The 20,877-nt window shown below is 60.6% G+C and carries 16 protein-coding genes and 1 pseudogene; 9 read left to right on the forward strand and 8 right to left on the reverse strand.

Features of this window, described 5'->3' with window-relative positions; genetic code table 11:
- Positions 1–224 precede the first annotated feature (224 nt).
- The 5 genes from AC1MEW_RS05685 to choX all read right to left on the reverse strand — a co-directional run bounded on the left by AC1MEW_RS05685 (position 225) and on the right by choX (position 5,119).
- Positions 225–1,388, reverse strand: a complete 1,164-nt coding sequence (locus tag AC1MEW_RS05685; protein ID WP_201255498.1) for a gamma-butyrobetaine dioxygenase — start codon at positions 1,386–1,388, stop codon at positions 225–227.
- A gap of 13 nt (positions 1,389–1,401) precedes the next feature.
- Positions 1,402–1,878, reverse strand: a complete 477-nt coding sequence (locus tag AC1MEW_RS05690) for a thioesterase family protein (protein ID WP_201255499.1) — start codon at positions 1,876–1,878, stop codon at positions 1,402–1,404.
- A gap of 154 nt (positions 1,879–2,032) precedes the next feature.
- Positions 2,033–2,998 (reverse strand): L-carnitine dehydrogenase, encoded by a 966-nt coding sequence (locus AC1MEW_RS05695; protein ID WP_201198400.1) that lies wholly within the window; start codon positions 2,996–2,998, stop codon positions 2,033–2,035.
- A gap of 212 nt (positions 2,999–3,210) precedes the next feature.
- Complete coding sequence (gene cdhC / locus AC1MEW_RS05700; protein WP_201198398.1) at positions 3,211–4,098, reverse strand: 3-dehydrocarnitine:acetyl-CoA trimethylamine transferase CdhC; 888 nt, start codon at positions 4,096–4,098, stop codon at positions 3,211–3,213.
- Between the two features lie 76 nt (positions 4,099–4,174).
- Positions 4,175–5,119 carry a choline ABC transporter substrate-binding protein gene (choX, locus tag AC1MEW_RS05705; RefSeq protein WP_480425640.1) on the reverse strand — a complete coding sequence of 315 codons (945 nt, stop codon included), beginning with the start codon at positions 5,117–5,119 and terminating at the stop codon, positions 4,175–4,177.
- A 209-nt stretch (positions 5,120–5,328) separates the two neighbouring features.
- Between choX and AC1MEW_RS05710 the strand changes: the two genes are divergently transcribed.
- Entirely contained in the window at positions 5,329–6,273 is a 945-nt protein-coding gene (locus tag AC1MEW_RS05710; protein ID WP_322269848.1) for a GlxA family transcriptional regulator, read from the forward strand.
- A 135-nt stretch (positions 6,274–6,408) separates the two neighbouring features.
- Here the strand turns inward: AC1MEW_RS05710 and AC1MEW_RS05715 are convergent, their stop codons facing one another.
- The 3 genes and pseudogenes from AC1MEW_RS05715 to AC1MEW_RS05725 all read right to left on the reverse strand — a co-directional run bounded on the left by AC1MEW_RS05715 (position 6,409) and on the right by AC1MEW_RS05725 (position 7,497).
- The gene (locus tag AC1MEW_RS05715; RefSeq protein WP_322269847.1) at positions 6,409–6,825 is read right to left on the reverse strand and encodes a DUF3010 family protein; all 417 of its coding nucleotides are present in this window, start codon (positions 6,823–6,825) and stop codon (positions 6,409–6,411) included.
- A gap of 89 nt (positions 6,826–6,914) precedes the next feature.
- Positions 6,915–7,088: pseudogene (locus tag AC1MEW_RS05720) on the reverse strand (helix-turn-helix domain-containing protein); the annotation flags it as partial.
- Between the two features lie 7 nt (positions 7,089–7,095).
- A complete protein-coding gene (locus tag AC1MEW_RS05725) occupies positions 7,096–7,497 on the reverse strand; it encodes a lysozyme inhibitor LprI family protein (protein ID WP_480425642.1) in 402 nt (133 codons plus the stop codon).
- 234 nt (positions 7,498–7,731) lie between these two features.
- Between AC1MEW_RS05725 and AC1MEW_RS05730 the strand changes: the two genes are divergently transcribed.
- The 8 genes from AC1MEW_RS05730 (at position 7,732) to AC1MEW_RS05765 (ending at position 20,857) form a co-directional block, all read left to right on the forward strand.
- The gene (locus AC1MEW_RS05730) at positions 7,732–8,709 is read left to right on the forward strand and encodes a dipeptidase (protein ID WP_201198385.1); all 978 of its coding nucleotides are present in this window, start codon (positions 7,732–7,734) and stop codon (positions 8,707–8,709) included.
- A 78-nt stretch (positions 8,710–8,787) separates the two neighbouring features.
- Positions 8,788–9,318 carry a DUF5943 domain-containing protein gene (locus AC1MEW_RS05735; RefSeq protein ID WP_201198383.1) on the forward strand — a complete coding sequence of 177 codons (531 nt, stop codon included), beginning with the start codon at positions 8,788–8,790 and terminating at the stop codon, positions 9,316–9,318.
- Between the two features lie 15 nt (positions 9,319–9,333).
- Positions 9,334–11,394, forward strand: coding sequence for a dimethylglycine demethylation protein DgcA (gene dgcA, locus AC1MEW_RS05740; RefSeq protein WP_129440520.1), 2,061 nt, complete (start codon positions 9,334–9,336; stop codon positions 11,392–11,394).
- A gap of 220 nt (positions 11,395–11,614) precedes the next feature.
- Positions 11,615–13,564 (forward strand): dimethylglycine demethylation protein DgcB, encoded by a 1,950-nt coding sequence (gene dgcB, locus AC1MEW_RS05745; RefSeq protein ID WP_201198381.1) that lies wholly within the window; start codon positions 11,615–11,617, stop codon positions 13,562–13,564.
- Complete coding sequence (gene etfA, locus AC1MEW_RS05750; RefSeq protein WP_322269843.1) at positions 13,564–14,784, forward strand: electron transfer flavoprotein subunit alpha; 1,221 nt, start codon at positions 13,564–13,566, stop codon at positions 14,782–14,784. Before dgcB ends, etfA begins: the two co-directional genes overlap by 1 nt.
- Positions 14,785–14,799: 15 nt before the next feature.
- Positions 14,800–15,570, forward strand: a complete 771-nt coding sequence (gene etfB, locus AC1MEW_RS05755; protein WP_322269842.1) for an electron transfer flavoprotein subunit beta — start codon at positions 14,800–14,802, stop codon at positions 15,568–15,570.
- Between the two features lie 125 nt (positions 15,571–15,695).
- On the forward strand, positions 15,696–16,262 hold the full coding sequence (locus AC1MEW_RS05760) for a GNAT family N-acetyltransferase (protein WP_201189882.1): 567 nt from the start codon (positions 15,696–15,698) through the stop codon (positions 16,260–16,262).
- A 1,142-nt stretch (positions 16,263–17,404) separates the two neighbouring features.
- A complete protein-coding gene (locus tag AC1MEW_RS05765; protein WP_480425646.1) occupies positions 17,405–20,857 on the forward strand; it encodes a GMC family oxidoreductase N-terminal domain-containing protein in 3,453 nt (1,150 codons plus the stop codon).
- Positions 20,858–20,877 lie beyond the last annotated feature (20 nt).

Raw genomic sequence — 20,877 nt, forward strand, 5'->3', positions numbered from 1 at the left:
CGAAGGTTTGGTCACCCTCGCGCAACAGCTCCTCAACAGTACCCTCTGCCCCGATCCTGTGACGGCTTGATCGGGGCTTTTTTTTGCCTTTCAGTCAGGAGGTTTTGTGTGGATTCAGAGACCGCTTTCGCGAGCAAGCCCGCTCCCACAGTTGACCGAGTTCTATCAGAAGAATGCGGTCAACTGTGGGAGCGGGCTTGCTCGCGAATGAACGATGACGCGGTTTAGCGCTGTAACACGAGGATGCGCGACAACAACTCATCCCGATCCACATAACACCCCTGGAAATGCCGGGCGCCGGTAGCTGGGTCAAACGCGTTGCGGGCATGGAGCGTGCGACGATTGTCGAAGCACCACAACTCGCCGGGATTAAGCCGCGTCATCACCCGGAACCGCGCCTCGCGGGTCATTGCAATAAAGCGTCGGTAGGCGCGATACAGCTTGGGCATCTGCTCCGCCGAAGCATCGAACGGCCCACGCAAAAAGTTCGCCATGCGGATCTCTGACACCTGCCCCAACGCATCCAGCGCAATGATCGGCGCCAGGCAGCGGTAGTCGCTGTGGCGGTCCTTGTTGCGGAACTCCACGGGGATTTCACACAGAGCTTTGAACGACTCGGGATCTTCCTGGCGCAACGCCTCGGCAATCGCAAAACCGTCGACAAAAATACTCTCGCCACCCTCGGCGTCATTGACCAGGCAATGCAGAAATTGCAGCCCCGGTTGTAACTCGCGAGTCGGCAGGTCGCTGTGCAGCGGCAGGTTGAAAGCGGTGTAGGCATTGCTGTCGGCATTGGCTTTGGATTGCACGTTGAACAGCACGCCGAAATTACTCTCGCGGATGAAGGAAATCCGCTGGGCGATCAGCTTTAACGAGCCGGGTTCGGTGGGTATGCCGCGCACCTGAGTCAGACCGATATCGCGCACCGCCAGCAGCCATTGCAACAAGGCGTCGCTGTCGTCCATCAGTGCTTGATACTCGAACACCGGCAGCTTCAGCTCGCTGTTCCATAATCTGGATTTTGGCTTGCCTGCCTGACGCTCGGCACGGGATTCGTCGTCATACGCATGCGCCCGCAGCCAGCCCGGATCGAAGCGGCTGAGATGACCGTCCTGCCAATCGATGCACAGACAACCCTCAGCATCGATGCGCGCCTGGGTCGGTGTCAGGTCTTCAGCGACATCAACGATTTCCAGTACTTGTTCGCGGGTCACGGTGTAGACGCATTGCGGACACGGGCAGTTATCCCGCAGCCATTGATGATGAAAGGGGCTGGCCCGGCCATCGGCCCATTTCACCAGGACGCGGTCCGCCAGCGTCTGCGCGCCGGCCAATGCGCTGATCAACGGGTAGGTACGGAAATCGGCAAATGCAGCGGCGGTGTTCATGACGGGCTCCTTGTTATTTTTGTGTGGGCAGTGCGATCACTCGGCCAATGTAGTCAGGGGTTGGCAGATCGGTTTGCTCGGCGACGATGGCTTGCAGTTTGCTCAAGGTTTCTGCGCTGAACGGTGCGGAGCGCGGCCCGGCGAGATCGACGTGCAGCAGCATTTGTTCGTTGCCGGCCAGTTCCTTGTCACCGCCTACCAAGTGGAGGCTGTGGTAGAGGTGCAGGCGTTTTTGGTCGTGAGCGATGATCTGGGTGTGCACTTCGACGTCGGCGTCGAGCTTCACTTCGTGCAGGTAATTGAGGTGCAGTTCGAGGGTGAACAGCGAATGACCGCTGGCTTCGCGGTTGTTGCTGTCCATCCCCAGGCGATCCATCAGCGCGTCGGTGGCGTAGCTGAAGATCAGCAGGTAGAAGGCGTCGCGCAAGTGGCCGTTGTAGTCGACCCAGTCGGGGAGGATTTTGGTTTGGTAGGTGGTGAGGGTGGGCATGGGTGAGGTTCCGATGTTGGTGGTGACTGAGCTGTCGCCTTCGCGAGCAAGCCCGCTCCCACAGGGGATTTGTGGTGTGAACACTGTCTATGTCACAACGCAGAACCAATGTGGGAGCGGGCTTGCTCGCGAAGGGGCCAGGCCTGCTGACTGGTTACTCGCTGAAGGCCATTCCATGCTTCTCTTTGGTGGTCTTCACCGCCTCCAGCACCGCCAGCAGGCAATCATCACGATAGCGCTCCAGTGCCGAAATGCTGTGCGTACCCAACTGATCACTGGTCCCATCCACCACATCATCAATTAACTTGTCCGTCAGCTCCGGCGCCGGCAGATACGTCCACGGCAACTGCAACGCCGGCCCGAACTGCGCCATGAAGTGCCGCATCCCGGCATCGCCGCCCGCCAAGGTGTAGGTCAAAAACGTCCCCATAAACGACCAGCGCAACCCGGCGCCAAAGCGAATCGCATCGTCGATTTCACCGGTGGTCGCCACACCGTCGTTGACCAGGTGCAGCGCCTCACGCCACAGCGCTTCGAGTAAACGGTCGGCGATAAAACCCGGCACTTCCTTGCGTACATGCAGCGGGCGCATGCCCAAGGATTCATAGACTTTGATCGCCGCTTGAATGGCGTCTGGCGCGGTGTTTTTGCCACCGACCACTTCCACCAACGGCAGCAGATAAACCGGGTTAAACGGATGCCCGACCACGCAACGTTCCGGGTGGGTCGAACCTTCGTAGAACTCGCTCGGTAAAAGCCCCGAGGTGCTGGAGCCGATCAGTGCGTTGGGCTTGGCCGCCGCGCTGATTTTGCCGTGCAATTCGAGTTTCAGTTCCAGGCGTTCAGGGGCACTCTCCTGGATGAAATCCGCGTCGCGCACGCACTCTTCAATCGTCGCGACAAAGCGCAGCCGATCCTGTGATGCACCCGGTGCCAGGCCTTGTTTTTCCAGAGCGCCCCAGGCATTGGCGACACGCTTGCGCAGGGCCGCTTCGGCACCGGGCGCCGGGTCCCACGCCACCACGTCGAGGCCGTGGGCGAGGGCGCGGGAGACCCAACCGCTGCCGATGACACCGCTGCCCAGCGCGGCGAAGGTTTTGATTTCGGTGATAAAGCTCATGGCGACTTCCTAAAGAGATTCAGTGAACCCCTGTGGGGCGGACTTTTGTGGCGAGGGGGCTTGCCCCGTTCGGCTGCGAAGCAGTCGTAAACCATCGCATGCGGTATGCCTGACACACCGCGGTTGCAGGTTTTAGGGCCGCTTCGCGACCCAACGGGGGCAAGCCCCCTCGCCACGCAAGCCCGCTCCCACAGGTGAGGTGTGTGGGGGGGTTAACCGCGCTTGGTCAGGCCCATTTTTGCCCGGCCTTCCGCTGGGGTCAGGACACGAGCGCCGAGGCGGCTGAGGATTTCGCTGGCGCGTTCGACCAGTTGGCCGTTAGTCGCCAGCACGCCTTTGTCCAGCCACAGGTTGTCTTCCAGCCCGACCCGTACGTTGCCGCCGAGCAGCACCGCTTGTGCGGCCATCGGCATTTGCATGCGACCGATGCCAAACCCCGCCCAGACTGCGTCGGCCGGCAAGTTGTCGACCATGGCTTTCATGGTGGTGGTGTCGGCCGGCGCGCCCCACGGGATGCCTAGGCACAGCTGGAACAGCGGGTTGTCGAGCAAGCCTTCCTTGATCATCTGCTTGGCGAACCACAGGTGACCGGTGTCGAAGATTTCCAGCTCGGCTTTCACGCCAAGCTCTTGAATGCGTTTGGCGCCAGCGCGCAGCTGGGCCGGGGTGGAGACGTAAATGGTGTCGCCATCGCCGAAGTTCAGGGTGCCGCAATCGAGGGTGCAGATTTCCGGCAGCAGTGCTTCAACGTGGGCCAGACGGGTCAACGGGCCGACCAGGTCAGTGTTCGGGCCGAACTCCATCGGATTTTCGCCCGCGCCGATTTCCAGGTCGCCGCCCATGCCGGCGGTGAGGTTGACGATGATGTCGACGTCCGCCTCGCGGATCCGCTCCATCACTTCGCGGTACAGCGCTACGTCACGGCTGAACTTGCCGGTTTCGGGGTCGCGAACGTGGCAGTGGACCACGGTGGCGCCAGCCTTGGCGGCTTCCACGGCGGCGGCCGCGATTTGTTTCGGGGTGACCGGCACGTGTGGGCTTCTGGCGGTCGTGTCGCCAGCACCGGTGAGTGCGCAGGTGATGATGACGTCGTGGTTCATGAGGCGAGTTCCTTGCAGGCGTGATGTGTCCGGACGCAGCCCTTCACGGGCTGCGAGTCGGTTATTGATGTCGGATTTATTTACTGGTCAATTGCAGGTTGTCGGCGGCCGGTTTGCCATCGAAGGTGGTCACACCTTCGAGCCAGCGCTGCTTGTCTTGCGGGTGATCTTGCAGCCATTGCTTGGCTGATGCGAAGGCGTCCTTGTGATCCAGCAGCGGCTGCATCATCCGGCTCTCATCGGCGGCGGTGAACGTCAGGTTGTTCAGCAAACGGCTGACGTTCGGGCATTGTTCGGCGTATTTCGGTGCGGTGACAGTCCAGACCGTGGCCATGCCTTCGTTCGGGCCCAGGGCGTCGTCGCTGCCGGTGAGGTAGGTCATTTTCACGTTGACGTTCATCGGGTGCGGCGCCCAGCCGAAGAACACCACGGCTTCGTTGCGGCGCACAGCGCGATCCACCGCCGCGAGCATGCCGGCCTCACTGGACTCGACCAGCTGGAATTTGCCGAGGCCAAACTGGTTCTTGGCGATCATCGCCTTGATCTGGGTGTTGGCGCCCGAGCCTGGCTCGATGCCGTAGATCTTGCCGCCCAGTTCTTTTTCGAACTTGGCGATGTCGGCGAAGGTTTTCAGGCCTTTGTCGGCGAGGTAAGTCGGTACGGCGAGGGTCGCGCGGGCGTCTTTCAGGCTCGGCGCTTCCAGCACTTTGACCTGCTTGCCATCAACGAACGGGGTGATGGTCTGGGTCATCAGCGGGTTCCAGTAGCCCAGGAACATGTCCAGGCGCTGGTCGCGGATCCCGGCGAAGATGATTTGCTGGGACGCGCTGGTTTGTTTGGTGTTGTAGCCGAGGCCATCGAGCAATACCTGGGTCATGGCGCTGGTGGCGATCACGTCGGTCCAGTTCACTACGCCCATGCGCACGTTCTGGCACGCAGCAGGTTCGGCCGCCATGACACTGGCGCTCAAGAAAGCGGTACCGCTGAGTGCAAGAACACAGCTGCTGATCAGTCGTTTCATGGTGGGTTCCTCGGCAGGTCGTTATTGTGGGTCCCGGTGTCTTCGTGCGCCGGTGATGCCAAGTTACGCAGCTAAGCCCCCATGAAAGCGCACTGCGGCGACCAGCTCTTGCACTGCAGCGACCTGACCTCTTGAATGCCGTGGACAACTGGCGTATCAACGTCCACACGCTTCCCGCCCTCTCGTTACCTGCCAGTCGAGTGCGCTCCATGTCCCAGGATTTCTACTTCATGTTGATGCCGGGTTTCTCGGCCATCGGTTTTATCTCGGCAATTGAGCCGCTACGGGTCGCCAATCGCTTTCGTGGCGAGCTGTATCGCTGGCATGTATTGAGTGCCGATGGCGGCGCGGTGTTGGCCAGCAACGGCATGTCGGTCAACGCCGACGCGGCGCTGGAGCCGCTGAAGAAAGGCGCGACGCTGTTGGTGATCGCCGGTTTCGAACCGCTGAAATTCGCTACCCCGGCGCTGGAGCACTGGCTGCGCCGGCTGGACAACGAAGGCGTGACCCTCGGCGCCATCGACACCGGCAGCTTCGTCCTTGCCGAAGCTGGCTTGCTCGACGGCCATCGCCTGACCCTGCACTGGGAAGCCATCGACGCGTTCAAGGAATCTTATCCACAGCTCAGCGTCACCCAGGAACTGTTCGAGATCGATCGCCGCCGCATCACCTCGGCGGGCGGCACCGCGTCCATCGACCTGATGCTCGACCTCATCGGCCAGGCCCACGGCCCGGAACTGGCGATCCAGGTCAGCGAACAATTCGTGCTCGGCCGCATCCGCCCACGCAAAGACCACCAGCGCATGGAAGTCGCCACGCGTTATGGCATCAGCAACAAGAAGCTTGTGCATGTGATTGGAGAGATGGAGCAACACAGCGAACCGCCGCTGAGCACGCTGGATTTGGCGGAGTCAATAAAGGTGACCCGGCGCCAACTGGAACGCCTGTTTCGCCTGCACCTGAACGATACGCCGAGCAACTTTTATCTGCGGCTACGGCTGGAGAAGGCCCGGCAGTTGTTGCGCCAGACGGATATGAGCGTGCTGGAAGTGAGCATCGCGTGCGGGTTTGAATCGCCGTCGTATTTCACCCGCAGTTATCGGGCGCGGTTTGAGCGGTGTCCGCGGGAAGACCGGCGTACCGCGAAGGTCTGAGCCAGACACAAAACCAATGTGGGAGCGGGCTTGCTCGCGAATGCGGTGCATCAGTCGAGATTTGAAGTGACTGACCCACCGCATTCGCGAGCAAGCCCGCTCCCACAGTTGATCTTCATTGTCTGGGAGAGAGGATTATTTCTTCATCAGCGCAGAACACGCCGCTTTGAACGCCTCATGCTGATACTTGTTCAGCGACCCCGGCAGTTCAAAATCAAACTTCTTGTTCTGCGCATTGATCGTCTGCGGCGACAGCAGCGTCACCTCGCAATTGTCCAGTAACTGGAAAACGCCCTCGATCTTGAACGTGGTCGGCCCACCGGCAAACTCACCTTTCTTGCTGCGCTTCTTGATCGCAATCCGATCAATGGCATTCTCACGCACAAACGAGGCGACCTGAGCGGCGAAGACTTTGACGTTGGCGGCCTCGTCGTCATCGTCCAAAGCAATTTTCTTGGTGGCCAGGGCGACGTGGCTCAGCGCCTGACCGTCGAGGGAGGCCACGGCGATGATCGCTTCGCTGCCTTTGATTTCGATGCCGCAGATTTTCATTTGAATCCCTTAACTGGCTGATGGCGTGCAGCTTACAGCTCAAGCTGATCGGCGTTGATGCCAAATGCGGATGCAATCTTCTCGCGGGTTTACTTGCGGGGCTTCGAAACGCTTTCTAGCTCGGCAAAGGCCGATTGCGAAACGCCCATGCGTTCGGCAACTTCATCCTGAGTAAGGTTCAGGTATTCACGCCAAGCCTGAACCGGGAGCGCGCCGTCGGTGATACGGATGACTACTTCGTGGGGGATCATATTGTTTTCCATTACAGCCTCACTCCTGCGAAATCGACTCCAAAAACTCCGACCGCTCATCGCTCATCCGTGCCACGCAATCATTCTGCGCAATCGTAAACGCCTTGCTACCACTCGTCGCCGGGAAGGCTTCCACTGCGCAATCCGCATCCCGGGTCTTCTGCCATTGCTGCTCAGCAACCTTGAGCTTGGCGGAGATGTCGGCCAATTGCGCCGCGTTCTTGCTATAAGCCGCTTGCAGACGCTCGTTCAGCCCCTGGTAGTTGTCTTTGAGCAATTGCTCGGCGGTGGTTCGGCTGTAGGCCGAGCATTCCAGGGTCTGGACGTCGTTTTCGACGGCATCGCAGGGGTTGTTCTCGGACTCTTCGGCCGCCTGTACGCCGGTCGCTATTAGTGCCAAAGCCAGGAAGATTGATTTCATTGCGCCGCCGCCCTTTTTTCAGTGCCAATTCAGTAATGCCGCGAATTCTGGCCCATGCGCAGGCCCTTGAACAGGTGGGCGATCATGCCCGACAACGACCCTTTGTCGCAGATTGACGCTTTCGGCAAACCCCCTGTCGTTTTTGCACCCGGCTGCCCCGGTCCTCAGGCATATGCTGGCCCCAAAGCGCCGGCACACGATTCGGCGCATGAATCGCTAATAGGGGACTGCCTGATGAGCCCAGCCGAATTGCACGCCGACAGCATCGTTATCGACGGGCTGATTATCGCCAAGTGGAACCGCGAACTGTTCGAAGACATGCGCAAGGGCGGTTTGACCGCAGCCAACTGCACTGTGTCGGTGTGGGAAGGCTTCCAGGCCACTATCAATAACATCGCCGCGAGCCAGAAGCTGATCCGCGAGAACAGCGATCTGGTGATCCCGGTGAAAACCACCGCTGACATCCGTAAAGCCAAGGAGCAGGGTAAGACCGGGATCATTTTCGGTTTCCAGAACGCCCATGCCTTTGAAGACCAACTCGGCTATGTCGAGATCTTCAAGCAGCTCGGCGTTGGCGTGGTGCAGATGTGCTACAACACCCAGAACCTCGTCGGCACCGGTTGCTACGAGCGTGATGGTGGGTTGTCGGGCTTCGGTCGCGAGATCGTCGCCGAGATGAACCGCGTCGGCATCATGTGCGACCTGTCCCACGTGGGTTCCAAGACTTCCGAAGAAGTCATCCTCGAATCCAAAAAGCCAGTCTGCTACTCCCACTGCCTGCCGTCGGGTCTTAAAGAGCACCCGCGCAACAAGTCCGATGAAGAACTGAAGTTCATTGCTGACCACGGCGGTTTTGTCGGCGTGACCATGTTCGCGCCGTTCCTCGCCAAGGGCATCGATTCGACCATCGACGACTACGCCGAAGCCATCGAATACACCATGAACATCGTCGGCGAAGACGCCATCGGCATCGGCACCGACTTCACCCAGGGTCATGGCCAGGATTTTTTCGAAATGCTGACCCACGACAAGGGCTACGCCCGCCGTCTGACCAGCTTCGGCAAGATCATCAACCCGCTGGGCATCCGCACCGTCGGCGAGTTCCCGAACCTGACCGAGACGCTGCTCAAGCGCGGCCACTCCGAGCGCGTGGTCCGCAAGATCATGGGCGAGAACTGGGTCAACGTCCTCAAAGACGTCTGGGGCGAATAAGCCGCCGCATCTGAAGAATCCTTTCCCCCGGCCGTCCGCGCCGGGGGCAACACCCAAATTTTCTGGAGTTAAGTTTCCATGGCCAAGATCGCCCCGCAATTGCCAATCGAAGTCGACAGCGAAACCGGTGTCTGGACCTCCGACGCCCTGCCAATGCTGTACGTACCGCGTCACTTCTTCGTCAACAACCACATGGGCATCGAGGAAGTGCTGGGCAGCGACGCCTACGCCGAAATTCTCTACAAGGCCGGCTACAAATCCGCCTGGCACTGGTGTGAAAAAGAAGCTGAATGCCACGGTCTGGAAGGCGTCGCGGTGTTCGAACACTACATGAAACGCCTGTCGCAACGCGGCTGGGGCCTGTTCAAGATCCAGGACATCGACCTCGACAAAGGCACCGCCAGCGTCAAGCTTGAACACTCGGCGTTCGTCTACGTGTACGGCAAGGTCGGCCGCAAGGTCGACTACATGTTCACTGGTTGGTTTGCCGGTGCCATGGACCAGATTCTGCAAGCCCGCGGCAGCAGCATCCGCACCGTTGCCGAGCAAGTCTACGGTGGCTCCGAAGAAGGCCACGACGACGGTTTGTTCACCGTCAAGCCGTTGTAAGTCGAGGACCCCGCCATGGCTTTCGAAGCAATGTTCCAGCCGATCCAGATCGGCAAACTGACCATCCGTAACCGCGTGCTCAGCACCGCGCACGCCGAGGTTTATGCCACCGACGGCGGCATGACCACCGACCGGTACGTCAAGTATTACGAAGAGAAAGCCAAGGGCGGGATCGGCCTGGCGATTTGCGGCGGTTCCTCCAGCGTGGCCATTGACAGCCCGCAAGGCTGGTGGAAATCGGTCAACCTGGCCGATGACCGGATTATCCCGCACTTCCAGAATCTGGCCGATGCCATGCACAAGCATGGCGCCAAGATCATGATCCAGATTACCCACATGGGCCGACGCTCGCGTTGGGACGGCGAGCATTGGCCAACGCTGCTGTCGCCATCGGGCATCCGTGAACCGGTGCACCGCGCGACCTGCAAAACCATCGAGCCGGAAGAAATCTGGCGGGTGATCGGCAACTACGCCACCGCGGCTGGCCGCGCCAAGGCCGGTGGCCTGGACGGCGTTGAACTGTCGGCGGTGCACCAGCACATGATCGACCAGTTCTGGAGCCCGCGCGTCAACAAACGTACCGACGAATGGGGCGGCAGCTTCGAGAACCGCATGCGTTTCGGCCTCGAAGTCCTCAAGGCTGTTCGCAAGGAAGTCGGCCCGGATTTCTGTGTCGGCATCCGTCTGTGCGGTGACGAGTTCCACCCGGACGGCTTGTCCCACGAGGACATGAAGCAGATCGCCAAGTACTACGACGACACTGGCATGATCGACTTCATCGGCGTGGTCGGTTCGGGTTGCGACACCCACAACACCCTGGCCAACGTTATCCCGAACATGAGTTATCCACCGGAGCCATTCCTGCATTTGGCGGCCGGTATCAAGGAAGTGGTGAAGGCTCCGGTGCTGCACGCGCAGAACATCAAGGACCCGAACCAGGCAACGCGGATTCTGGAGGGCGGCTACGTCGACATGGTCGGCATGACCCGCGCCCACATCGCTGACCCGCACCTGATCGCCAAGATCAAAATGGGCCAGGTCGACCAGATCAAACAATGCGTCGGTGCCAACTATTGCATCGACCGTCAGTACCAGGGCCTGGACGTACTGTGCATCCAGAACGCCGCGACCTCCCGTGAATACATGGGCGTGCCGCACATCATCGAGAAATCGACCGGTGTGAAACGCAAAGTCGTGGTGGTCGGTGCCGGTCCTGCCGGGATGGAAGCGGCTCGCGTGTCGGCCGAACGTGGCCACGACGTGACCCTGTTCGAAAAGAAAGAATTCATCGGCGGGCAGATCACCACTGCTTCGAAAGCCCCGCAACGGGACCAGATTGCCGGTATCACTCGCTGGTTCCAGCTTGAGCTGGCGCGGCTGAAAGTCGACCTGCGCCTGGGCGTGGCCGCCGATGCGGCGACCATTCTCGACCTGCGTCCGGACGTGGTGGTGCTCGCGGTTGGCGGCCATCCATTCCTGGAGCAGAACGAACACTGGGGCGCGGCGGAAGGCCTGGTGGTCAGCAGTTGGGACATCCTTGACGGCAAAGTAGCGCCGGGCAAGAACGTGCTGGTCTACGACACCATTTGCGAATTCACCGGGATGTCCACTGCCGACTTCCTCGCCGACAAGGGCAGCCAGGTCGAGATCGTCACCGACGACATCAAACCGGGCGTGGCGATTGGCGGCACATCGTTCCCGACGTACTACCGCAGCATGTACCCCAAAGAAGTGATCATGACCGGCGACATGATGCTGGAGAAGGTCTACCGCGAAGGCGACAAGTTGGTGGCGGTGCTGGAAAACGAATACACCGGCGCCAAAGAGGAGCGGGTGGTGGACCAGGTCGTCGTCGAAAACGGCGTGCGTCCGGACGAAGAAATCTATTACGCGCTGAAGGAAGCGTCGCGCAACAAAGGCCAGATGGACATCGAAGCCTTGTTCGCGATCAAGCCGCAGCCATCGCTGAGCCAGGCGGGTGACGGCTACTTGCTGTTCCGCATCGGCGACTGCGTGGCCCAGCGCAACACCCACGCGGCGATCTACGACGCCCTGCGGTTGTGCAAGGATTTCTAAGCGCATCACCACCATCACTGTGGCGAGGGGGCTTGCCCCCGTTGGGCTGCGAAGCGGCCCCAAAATCAGCCAATGCGGTCTGTCAGTAAGAACGCGTTGGCCGGTTTACGACTGCTTCGCAGCCGAACGGGGGCAAGCCCCCTCGCCACAGGTAGGTGCCAGGCCTTCATCGGCACGCACATGAACCCGTGCAAGACCCCGAGGTCTTTGGGAGCTCCACATGTTGAACACCCTTCTTCCAATCCTGCTGTTCGCTGCCCTGGGCCTGGGTGTCCTGGGCGCGTTGCGGCGGGTGGCTATGTGGCGCCGGGGCCGGGCTTCGAAAGTCGACCTGATCGGCGGCCTGCTGGCCATGCCCAAGCGCTACATGGTCGACTTGCACCACGTGGTCGCGCGGGACAAATACATCGCCAACACCCACGTGGCCACGGCCGGTGGTGCGGTGGCGTCCATCGTGCTGGCAATTCTGGTGCACGGTTTTGGCCTGCATAACCGCTTCCTCGGCTATGCACTGTTGCTGATGACGGCGGTGATGTTCGTCGGTGCGATTTTCATGTTCCTGCGCCGTCGCCACCCACCGGCCCGCCTGTCCAAAGGGCCATGGATGCGTTTGCCCAAAAGCCTGTTGGCATTCTCCGCGAGCTTCTTCCTGTTGACCCTGCCGGTCGCCGGCATCCTCCCGGAAAACTTCGGCGGTTGGCTGTTGGCGGCAATCCTCGGTGTCGGCGTGCTCTGGGGCGTCTCGGAATTGTTCTTCGGCATGACCTGGGGCGGACCGATGAAGCACGCCTTCGCTGGTGCCCTGCACCTGGCCTGGCACCGTCGCGCTGAACGCTTTAATGGTGGTCGTTCCACCGGTTTGAAACCGCTGGACCTGAGCGACCCGACCGCGCCGCTGGGCGTGGAAAAACCCAAGGATTTCACTTGGAACCAACTGCTCGGTTTCGACGCCTGCGTACAGTGCGGTAAATGCGAAGCAGCGTGCCCGGCGTTCGCCGCCGGCCAGCCGCTGAACCCGAAAAAACTAATTCAAGACATGGTCGTCGGCTTGGCCGGCGGCACCGACGCCAAGTTCGCTGGCAGCCCCTATCCCGGCAAAGCCATCGGTGAACACGCCGGTAACCCGCATCAACCGATCGTTAACGGTCTGGTGGACGCCGAAACCCTCTGGTCCTGCACCACGTGCCGCGCCTGCGTCGAGGAATGCCCGATGATGATCGAGCACGTCGACGCCATCGTCGACATGCGCCGCCATCTGACGCTGGAAAAAGGCGCCACGCCAAACAAGGGCGCCGAAGTCCTGGAAAACCTGATCGCCACTGACAACCCTGGCGGCTTCGCCCCAGGCGGGCGGATGAACTGGGCGGCGGACTTGAACCTCAACCTGCTCAGCGAGAAGAAGTCGGTCGACGTGCTGTTCTGGGTCGGCGACGGTGCCTTCGACATGCGCAACCAGCGCACTTTGCGCGCCTTCGTCAAAGTGCTGAAAGCGGCCAAGGTCGACTTCGCGGTGCTCGGTCTTGAAGAACGCGACAGCGGTGACGTGGCCCGACGCCTGGGCGACGAAGCGACCTTCCAGTTGTTGGCCAAACGCAACATCCAGACCCTGGCGAAATACAGCTTCAACCGCATCGTCACCTGCGACCCGCACAGCTTCCACGTGCTGAAAAACGAGTACGGCGCCTTCGACGGCAACTACCTCGTGCAGCACCACAGCACCTACATGGCCGAAATCATCGACGCTGGCGCCCTGAACCTCGGCCAGCACAAAGGCACCAGCGTGACTTATCACGACCCGTGCTACCTCGGTCGCTACAACGGTGAATACGAGGCGCCGCGTGAAGTGCTGCGCGCCCTCGGGATTGAAGTGAAGGAAATGCAACGCTCCGGTTTCCGCTCGCGCTGCTGCGGTGGCGGTGGCGGTGCGCCGATCACCGACATTCCGGGCAAGCAACGGATCCCCGACATGCGCATGGACGACATTCGTGAAACCGGCGCCGAACTGGTAGCTGTGGGTTGCCCACAATGCACCGCGATGCTCGAAGGCGTGGTCGAACCGCGTCCGCTGATCAAGGACATCGCCGAACTGGTGGCCGATGCATTGCTCGAAGACGCCGCACCGAGCAAGCCGAGCACCCCGGCCAAACGTGAACCTGCGGAGGCCCACTGATGAGCGACATTATCCGCCGCGACCCCCGCGCCGAATGGATTGCCCGTAACCGTTTGCACCCGCTGCACGCGGCGATGCAACCGGCGCAACACAGCTGGATGGGCCCGAACGGCGTCATCCGCAAGAATCTGCATGGCATTGGTTTTATCGGGCCTAACGGCATCAAGCGCATCGACCGCAGCGGCGCACAGCAGGGCGGGGCGACCAAACGTTCGGCCGCCGTTGAAGTGCAACTGCCGCTGCATCAAGTGCCTGCACCAGCGTTTTACATCTGCGTGGTGCCGGACATGGTCGGCGGTCGCTTGAGCAGCCACGACCGCGACTTGCTCGGCCTCGCTCATCAGTTGGCCGGCAACGACGGCGCGGTGCTTGCAGTGGTTTTCGGCGAACACAAAGAAAACGCTTTCGCCACCGCAGGTGTCGATCGCTTGCTGGTGCTCGATGGTGATGAATTCAGCGGTTATGCACCGGAACAACGGGTCCAGGGCCTGCGGGCTGTGGATAACCAGTTCAACCCGCGTCACTGGTTGCTGCCGGACAGCCGCAGCGGTGGTGGCGAACTCGGTCGACGCTTTGCCGCGGCACTGGGCGAACGCCCGGCCACGCGGGTCTGGCAGGTCAAGGACCAGGAATGCATCGGCCGCGCCGGTGCGGGCTTGCAAGACCTTGCGCGCCCGGTAGCACGCTTGATTCTGGCCGCTGTTGAATGCGCCGAACCTGTCAGCGAAACCCGTCACGAAGCCTTGCCGGTGGAGTTATCCACAGCCGTGGTTCGTAGCCTGTCACGTATCGAAGATTTGGGCGCGGTGGCGGTGGACCCGGCGGCGATTCCAATGGCCGAAGCTGAGTTCATTTTCTCTGGCGGCAACGGGGTCAAGGACTGGGGACTTTTCCACAGGACAGCCGAAGCATTGGGCGCTACCGAAGGCGCATCGCGGGTGGCGGTGGACGATGGGTTCATGGCCCGCGACCGTCAGGTCGGTGCGTCGGGCACCTGGGTCACCGCGCGGGTTTATGTGGCCGTGGGGATTTCCGGGGCGATTCAGCACCTGCAAGGCATCGGTGCCTGCGACAAGGTGGTGGCGATCAACCTCGATCCTGGCTGCGACATGATCAAACGGGCCGACCTGTCGGTGATCGGCGAGAGCGCCGAGATTCTTCAAGCCTTGATCGATGCGATAGCGGCTTATCGCAACGACGCCAAGCGCGATGCGGCTTAAGGGAAGGAAAGGGTTATGAGTACTAACGTCATCAGCCTGGTGTCCATCGGCGCCCACCCGACCTCCGGCCGGCCACGCCGCGCCGAACAGGACGCGCGCGCCGTGGAACTGGGCCTGCAACTGGCTGGGGATAACCTGCAAGTGCTGCATGCCGGCGACGTCGCGGAACCTGCATTGCGTGCCTATTTGGGCATGGGCCTGGAACAACTGCATGTTCTGGAACAGCCGGAAGGCGCCGACGCGCTGCCGGCGTTGACTGCTTATCTTCGCGATGCCGGGGCGCAGGTCGTTCTGACCGGCAGCCAGGCTGAAACCGGTGAGGGCTCTGGCATGTTGCCGTTCCTGCTGGCTGAAAGCCTCGGCTGGCCGCTGGTGGTGGGACTGGCTCAGGTCGAATCCATCGACGGTAATTCGGCCCTGGTGTTGCAAGCGTTGCCACGTGGTCAACGCCGTCGCTTGAAAGTACGGCTGCCGTTTCTGGCGACTGTGGATAACGCAGCGCCGAAGCCTCGGCAAAGCGCTTACGGCCCAGCCCGGCGTGGGGTGTTGCAGGCTGAAGACGTCGAAGTCATCGACGATGAACTGCTGGCGGTCGCAACCCTGCAACCGGCCAAACCACGGCCTAAACGCCTGAAAGTGATCAAGGCCAAAAGCGGCGCAGACCGCATGAAAGCCGCGACGGCCAAGGCCAGCGGTGGGGGCGGGCAGGTGCTTAAAGGCGTCACTGCGCAAGCCGGGGCCGAAGCAATTCTGAAGTTGTTGATTGAAGAAGGCGTCGTCCGCTAACAGATAACCAGCGTAGATCTAATAATGTGGGAGCGGGCTTGCTCGCGAAAGCGGACTGACATTCAACATTGATGTCGACTGAGCCACCGCTTTCGCGAGCAAGCCCGCTCCCACAGGGGGAAATAATGGCAGTTGAATTTCGTTCGGCCCTGCGCGCGGATGCGCGGGAGATTGCTCGCTTGTTTCAGATTTCATCGGAAGGTGCCGCGGATTACATCTGGAGCCAACTGGCGCAGCCCGGCCAGGACTTGCTGGATGTCGGTGCCAGTCGCTACGCCCGTGACGACGTCGACTTCTCCTGGCAGAACTGCCTGATCGCGCAGGCTGAGGGGAACGTCATCGGCATGCTGCACAGCTACGTGATGCGTTACGACCCGCTGGCCGCTCCCGTCACCGATCCGGTCCTGGCGCCGTATGCCACGATGGAAATCCCCGACACCCTTTATATTTCGAGCCTGGCGCTGCATGAAGGCTGGCGCAATCAGGGCTTGGGCCAACAATTCCTCGCCTACGCGTACGACCGGGCCAATCAGCTGGGGCTCAACGGCTTGAGCTTGATCGACTACGCGGCCAATACCGGCGCCTGTCGGTTCTATCAACGGCATGGCTTCCGTATCGTCGACACCTGCCAGATCACACCGCACCCGATGATTCGGGTTACCGGCGAGGCTTATCTGATGTATCGGCCATAAGGCATGTGAACCCAATCCCTGTGGGAGCGGGCTTGCTCGCGAAGAGGCCGTCACATCCAACATCAATGTCGCCTGATTCACCGCCTTCGCGAGCAAGCCCGCTCCCACAGTGGTTCGATGTCGATCACAGAGTATGGGCATACCCACAATCCCCAGGGATTTTTGGATTTACCCACAATCCCTGTTAGTGCTTCTGTGGATAACATGTTCGCCCCTCGCTACACCCCACGCCAATCAAACCCTGCAGCCCTTCGTACAAAAAACAACCAGCCTAACTCGCGGTTTTTTCAAGCTTTTTCCCGAGGATAACTTTGCCCGCGAGCCAATACTTGCCCCCAATCTCTGTTGGCGCTTCTGTGGATAAGATGTTCGCTGTCCGCTGCAGGCCATATAAACCGGGCTTGTGACGCGTCTGATTAAAAAATAACCAAATCACTGTTTTACGCCGACAAACCGCCTGGAAACCCCGATTTATCAAGCCTTAGGCAGGTTTTCCACAGAGTCGTCAAAGTTGCCCCCAAAGTCTGTTGGCGCTTCTGTGGATAAGGTGTTCGCCATCCTCTACAGACCATATAAAACGTGGCTTGTAGGATGTAGATCAAAAAACAACCAATTGCCATCCAGAACCCTGCTTCTGGATAAGTCACGGTTTTTCTTCACTAATTTTCAAGCGTATTCCCAGTAAATCCATACTTGTCCCCATTTGCTGTGGGTGGAGGTGTGGATAACTTGTTCGCTAAACCCTACAAGCCACGCCCCGCATAGGCCTGAACGTAATAGATCAGATTTCATACAGGTCTAAGGCTCTTCCTTGACTTCAATCTGCCGCCTGTCTTCACTAACCAGTTACCAAGGACAACCGTTACTTATCCACATCTGGTTCAGGGAGAACGCGTGATGGATAGCCAGCCACACCACCTGCACCCCACTCCCTGCACGGCCTGCGTCCCGGTTCCTGCGACTTCGCTGCGTAAGCGCATCCATCGCCGAGCGGCCAATCAGCGTGCCCGTCTATAGCGCTTGACCCCTCCAACGCCACAGCTTTGCTGTCGCTGAGTTCGCTCAGTGGCCAGGTGTTCGTTCGCCCATTGATAGCAGGCAACCGCAGAGTTGCCCCATCAGCCTGAGAGAGGAAAAAACCCATGACCCGGATCGCAACGCCCATCAGCGACATCAAGGAACACTACGACGTGATCGTCATCGGCTCCGGCTATGGCGGCGGGATCGCGGCTTCGCGCCTGTCCCGGGCCGGTAAGCGGGTGTGCCTGCTGGAGCGCGGTCGGGAAATGCAGCCCGGCGAGTACCCCAACACCATGATCGCGGCCACCGAGGAGTTGCAGGTGCATGACCCGGACGGCCACATCGGCTCGCGTACCGGGTTGTTCGACCTGCACGTCAATGCCCAGCAGAACGTGGTGGTCGGTTGTGGCTTGGGCGGCACCTCGCTGATCAACGCCAACGTCGCCCTGGAACCGGAACCCGGTGTGTTCGACGATCCGCGCTGGCCGCTGGCGGTGCGCGAACATCGCGACACCTTGCTCAAGGATGGCTACGCCCGGGCCCGGGAAATGCTCAAGCCCATGCCGTATCCCAGCACCTCGCCGGTATTGCCCAAACTCGAAGCCAACAAAAAATCGGCGGATTACCTCAAGCAAGGCGCGCACTTTTACCGGCCGCCGATCAACGTGACCTTCGACAAGCTGCCGAACAACCTCAACCACGTCGGCGTCGAACAACTGCCTTGCAACCACTGCGGCGACTGCGTCTCGGGCTGTAACAACAAGGCCAAGAACACCACGCTGATGAACTATCTGCCAGACGCCTCGAACCACGGCGCGGAGATTTTCTGCCAGGCCGAAGTGCGGCACCTGGAGCGCGACGGCGATGGCTGGATCGTGCACTTCCAATACCTGGACAGCGGTCGCGAGACGTTCTCGGCGCCGACGCTGTTCGTCAAAGCCGACATCGTGGTGGTGTCCGCCGGGACCCTGGGTTCCACCGAAATCCTCCTGCGTTCCCGGGACAAAGGCCTGTCGACCTCCAACCAGCTCGGCGAAAACATGAGCGGCAACGGCGACATCCTCGGCTTCGGCCATAACTGCGAACAGCCGATCAACGGCATTGGTTTCGGCGCGCATCCGGCCAAGGAGCTGCACCCGGTCGGCCCGTGCATCACCTCGGTCATCGACATGCGCACCGAAGGCGACTGGCGCAGCCGCATGGTCATCGAAGAAGGCTCGATCCCCGGCGCCCTCGGCCGGCCGATGGTACCGAGCATGGCCGGGTTCGCCGAGCTGATCGGCGTGGCGACCGACGACAGCTTCACCGGCAAGATGAAATACAAGGAGCGCGAAGCCGAAAGCTTTCTGCGCGGGCCTTATTACGGCGCGCTGCACAACATGCAGACCTACCTGATCATGAGCCACGACGACGGCAAGGGCCGGATGGTGCTCGACAGCAAGGATCAGTTGCGCATCGATTGGCCCGGTGTTGGCGAGCAGGAAAACGTCAAACTCGGCAATGAGCGCCTACACCTGAGCACCAAGGCGTTGGGCGGGGTTTGGGTCGAGAATCCGATCTGGACCGAGTTGCTCAAACACAGCATCGTTTCGGTCCACCCGTTGGGCGGTTGCGTGATGGGCGAGGATGCGGGGCAGGGCGTGGTCAACCACAAGGGCCAGGTGTTCAGCGGTGTCAGCGGCACTGACGTGTATGCCAGTTTGTACGTGACCGACGGCGCAGTGATTCCGACGTCCCTGGCGGTCAATCCGCTGCTGACCATCTCGGCAGTAAGCGAGCGCAACATGGGCCTGCTGGCGGCTGATCGTGGCTGGCAGATCGATTACACGTTGCCTTCAGCGCCGCGCAAACAAGTCGCACCGCCGACCCTCGGCGTGCAGTTCACCGAAACCATGAAGGGCTACTTCTCCAAGGACTTCACCCAGCCTCAGGGCACCGACCTGCCGTTGTATGAAGCAGCAGCCACTCGCGGCGAATCGGAAAACTCGCCCATCGAGTTCACCCTGACCATCACCGCCAACGACCTCAACCGCATGATCAAGGAACCGGAACACGCCGCCACCCTGGTTGGCACGCTGGATGCGCCGGGCCTGTCGCCGCAGCCGCTGACTGCCAGCAATGGCGTGTTCAATCTGTTCGAGCAGTACGAAGAACAGGTCGGCGTGCGCCACATGAAATACGACATGAAGCTGACCGCCGAGGACGGCCAGGACTATTTCTTCAGCGCCTTCAAAACCGTGCCGGAAGACAACGGCGTACTGAATATCTGGCATGACACCAGCACGCTGTACGTCACGCTGTATAGCGGGCCGGACAAGACCGGTGCGGTGATCGGTTCCGGGGTGATGCATATTCACCCGACCGATTTCGCCAAGCAAATGACCACCATGAAAGTGCTCAACGCCCGCAACGAGCGCGAGCGCATTGAAGGCCTGGCACGCTTCGGCAAGTTCTTCGCCGGGATTCTCTGGGAGAGTTATGGCGGCGTGTTTGCCGGCGACATCTACTTCAACCCCGACGCACCACCGCGGCTGAAACGACCGCTGGATGCGCCAACTCCGAGCGTGCATTTCTTCCCGACCGAGGACAACGTCGAACTGCGCCTGACCCGTTATCAGGGTGGCACCAAAGGCCCGGTGATGCTGGTGCACGGGCTGGGTGTGGGCTCGAATATTTTCTCCACCGACACCATCCAGACCAACCTGCTGGAGTACCTGTGCAAGCACGAGTACGACGTCTGGTTGCTGGATTTGCGGGTGAGCATCCTGCTGCCGGCGAGCAAGAAGGAATGGAATGGCGACCAGATCGCCGAGTACGACTTCAAGGCTGCCATCGGCCAGATTCAGCAGGCGACCAGGGCCGCCGACGTGCAGTGCGTGGTGCATTGCTACGGCGCGACGACCTTCTTCATGTCGCTGCTGGCCGGGCTGCAAGGTGTGCGGTCAGTGGTTTGCTCGCAGATAGCCGCCGATACCGTCGTGGCCACGGCCACCGGGCTCAAGGCCGGTTTGCACTTGCCGGGGATGCTCGATGCCATCGGGGTCAAATCCCTTACCGCCTACGCCGACAACAAGGAGAACTGGTTCAACAAACTCTACGACAAAGCCCTCAACGGCTACGCCCGGATCGAGGCCCAGGGCTACTGCACCAACCCGGTGTGCCACCGCATCACCTTCATGTACGCGTCGTTGTACCGCCACGACACCCTCAATGAAACCTTGCACGACAACCTGCACGAGCTGTTTGGCGAGTCGAACATGCAGACCTTCGAGCACCTGGCGCTGATCGTGCGCAAAGGTCATCTGGTGAACTTCAAGGGTGAAGACGTCTACATGTCGCACTTCGACCGGTTGAGCATGCCGATCTGCTTTATCAGCGGGGCGGACAACCAGTGCTACCTGCCGGAGAGCACGCTCAGGACCTATGAGCGGGTGTGTAAGGTCCACGGGCCGGAACGCTATAGCCGGCAGGTGGTGCCGGGTTATGGCCATATCGACTGCATGTTCGGCAAGGACGCGGTGGTCGATGTGTACCCGATCATCCTGCAACACCTGGAGAAGACCGCCCTCGGCTAACGCAAATCCCCTGTGGAGAG

The sequence above is a fragment of the Pseudomonas sp. ASL4 genome, from assembly GCF_056680395.1.